The organism is Streptomyces sp. NPDC058534 (genome assembly GCF_042717365.1).
Lineage (GTDB): Bacteria > Actinomycetota > Actinomycetes > Streptomycetales > Streptomycetaceae > Streptomyces.
The window spans coordinates 4,359-6,462 of sequence record NZ_JBHXNW010000157.1; the positions used below are offsets into that span (position 1 = coordinate 4,359).

A 2,104-nucleotide genomic window follows, 5' to 3' on the forward strand; every position below is an offset into this window, starting at 1 on the left:
GCTTGTCGACCGTGCAGGACATCGAGCGGGGCTACACCGGCTCGGGTAGGGACCGCCCGCGGGCCGGGGAGGGATAGCCGGGCATGACGGAGCCCCCGCACGAGGACAGTGCGGGGGCTCCGTCATGCCCCGGTCAGGCGGCTGCGGCCTGGCTGCTCCAGGTGCGCCCGCACTCACGGCAGTGCGCCACTGGGAGGGCGCCGGCGCCGCCGTGCATGTCGAGCTGGCCGCCGCAGTCGGGGCACGGGTGGGCGATCTTGGCCTTCTGCGCGGCGATGTCGAGGGCGGTCTCCACGCGCGTGCAGGCGTCGCGGGCGATGGACGCGATCAGCTGCTGCTCGCGGTCGGGGAGCGGCCGGAACGGGCCCGGCGCGCCCTGGACGCGGGCGTACAGCCACAGAGCGGCGTACGGGGCGGTCGGCCTGGTCCCGGTCCACTTCCAGCGGCGGGGATCGGCGGCGTCCTCCTGCGCCAGGTTCACGCGGCGGGCGTGGTCCTCCCAGGCGATGCGCTCGGCGCGGGTGCGGGCGACCGCGGCACGGCGCGGTGCCGGCGGCCTGATGGGGTCGCGCTGCACTGCGGTCGCGACCTGGTCGGCGCAGGCGACGAGGGAGGCGTGGACGACGCGCATGGTGTCGTGGATGCGGAGGCGGATGGGGATGGGGCGCTCGCCGAGCTGGGCGGGGTCGCGCTCCAGGGTGCGCAGTGCGAGGGCGCGGTGCCGTTCGGCTTCTTGCTCTTCGGCGTCGAGTTGCTCGATGGCGCGGAGGTAGTCGGCCATGCGGCCGGCGGGGGGCCAGACGGGGGCGCTGGCGCCGCCGAGGGCGTCTTGGAGGTCGGTCCAGCGGAGGGCGATGGTGTGGAGGTTCTCAGCGGCGTTCATCGTGGCTCCTGTGGTGCGTGGGGCGGTACGGTGAGTCCGCTTGAGGGGCGCGCGCTGGTTTCTGGGGAGAGGTCGGCGCGCGCCCCTTCGTCGTGCTCAGGCTCAGTCGCCGCGCTCCTGCCACACGTACCGCTCGTCGGCCATCCCCTGCCGCTGTTCGAGGGCCCGGCGTTCGCCCTGCTCGGCCTGCGCGACGCGCTGCTTCTCCTCGCGCCACTGCCGGTTGCGGAGGCGGATTTGCGCCCACAGGTTCTGGATCTGCGTGGGGTCGGCGCCGTTGGCGCGGAGGCCGGCACGGAGGACACGCAGTTCGGTCTCGGCGATCCGAGCACGGGTGGCTTGGGTGTCTGCGTCGCAGGGCTCCAGGGCGCCATTCGCGGCCATGCGCATCGTGGTGTCGATCAGGTCAACGACGTACTCGGCCGCCAGCTCCTTGCCCTTGGCACGCGCCAGGCCGTACCGGAGCAGGTGCAGGACCTCGCGAAGCTGGTCCCGCTCGGTCTCGGCGTCGGTGGTCGGCTGGGTCACTGGGTCTCCTTGGTCGGGAAGGTGCGGTCGAAGAGGGTGAGGGTCTGGCAGGGCCACTCCGTGACCAGGCCGAGGCAGCGGAGCCCGTTCCAGCCGGAGCAGAGGGTGCAGACCTGGATGCCGCCGCGCAGGAGCGGAACGTGGAGCTGGTGGAGCTGGCGGCGGAGGGTTCGGACCTTGATGGCCCAGCCGCCGCGGGATTGGGCGTAGCCGCGGCGTCGGGCGTCGTACGTGTCGATGCCGGCGCGGAGCCGCGCAGCCTCGGCCGGGGTGAGCGGGCCGCGTTCGGCACGGTCGGCGAGGTTGCGCAACTGCGCGAGCGTCGGCGGACGGGTCATCCGGCGTCCTGCGCGCGGTCGTGTTCGGCGAGCGCGGCTTCGTCCTCGGCGGCGGTGGCGCCGATGGGGATGCGGCGGACGCGGGCGGTGGCATGGCCCCAGCACCAGAAGGCGGGGCCGGTGATGACGATGGTGAGCAGGACGTGAAGGGCGGTGGTCACGATGCTCTCCAGGTGCGGTAGATGCGGGCGGTGCGGGCGAGGCGCCAGGCGGTGCGGAGGGTGGCGTACAGGGCCAGCACGAGCGCGGCGAGGACGAGGCCGACGGCGACGGCTCCGAGGACGAACCAGATGCCGCCCGCGATGATCAGGAGCCAGAGGGTTTCGAGGGCTTCGGCGAAGATCACGGCCGCGCC

At 73.7% G+C, this 2,104-nt stretch carries 5 protein-coding genes; all 5 read right to left on the minus strand.

Features of this window, described 5'->3' with window-relative positions:
* Positions 1-133: 133 nt before the first annotated feature.
* Positions 134-883: a hypothetical protein gene (locus ACFWR9_RS42255; protein ID WP_383852884.1), complete on the minus strand. Its 750-nt coding sequence runs from the start codon at positions 881-883 to the stop codon at positions 134-136.
* Positions 884-985: 102 nt separating this feature from the next.
* Positions 986-1,411: a hypothetical protein gene (locus ACFWR9_RS42260; protein WP_383852886.1), complete on the minus strand. Its 426-nt coding sequence runs from the start codon at positions 1,409-1,411 to the stop codon at positions 986-988.
* Entirely contained in the window at positions 1,408-1,749 is a 342-nt protein-coding gene (locus ACFWR9_RS42265; protein ID WP_383852889.1) for a hypothetical protein, read from the minus strand. Before ACFWR9_RS42265 ends, ACFWR9_RS42260 begins: the two co-directional genes overlap by 4 nt.
* The gene (locus ACFWR9_RS42270) at positions 1,746-1,910 is read right to left on the minus strand and encodes a hypothetical protein (protein ID WP_383852891.1); all 165 of its coding nucleotides are present in this window, start codon (positions 1,908-1,910) and stop codon (positions 1,746-1,748) included. Before ACFWR9_RS42270 ends, ACFWR9_RS42265 begins: the two co-directional genes overlap by 4 nt.
* On the minus strand, positions 1,907-2,104 hold a 198-nt coding region (locus ACFWR9_RS42275), incomplete at its 5' end, for a hypothetical protein (protein WP_383852894.1). The genes ACFWR9_RS42270 and ACFWR9_RS42275, both read right to left, overlap by 4 nt.

Excerpts from the sequence above, each read along its gene's own strand:
- ACFWR9_RS42265 (WP_383852889.1), bottom strand. The coding sequence starts at position 1,749 with ATGACCCGTCCGCCGACGCTCGCGCAGTTGCGCAACCTCGCCGACCGT.
- ACFWR9_RS42255 (WP_383852884.1), bottom strand. The coding sequence starts at position 883 with ATGAACGCCGCTGAGAACCTCCACACCATCGCCCTCCGCTGGACCGAC.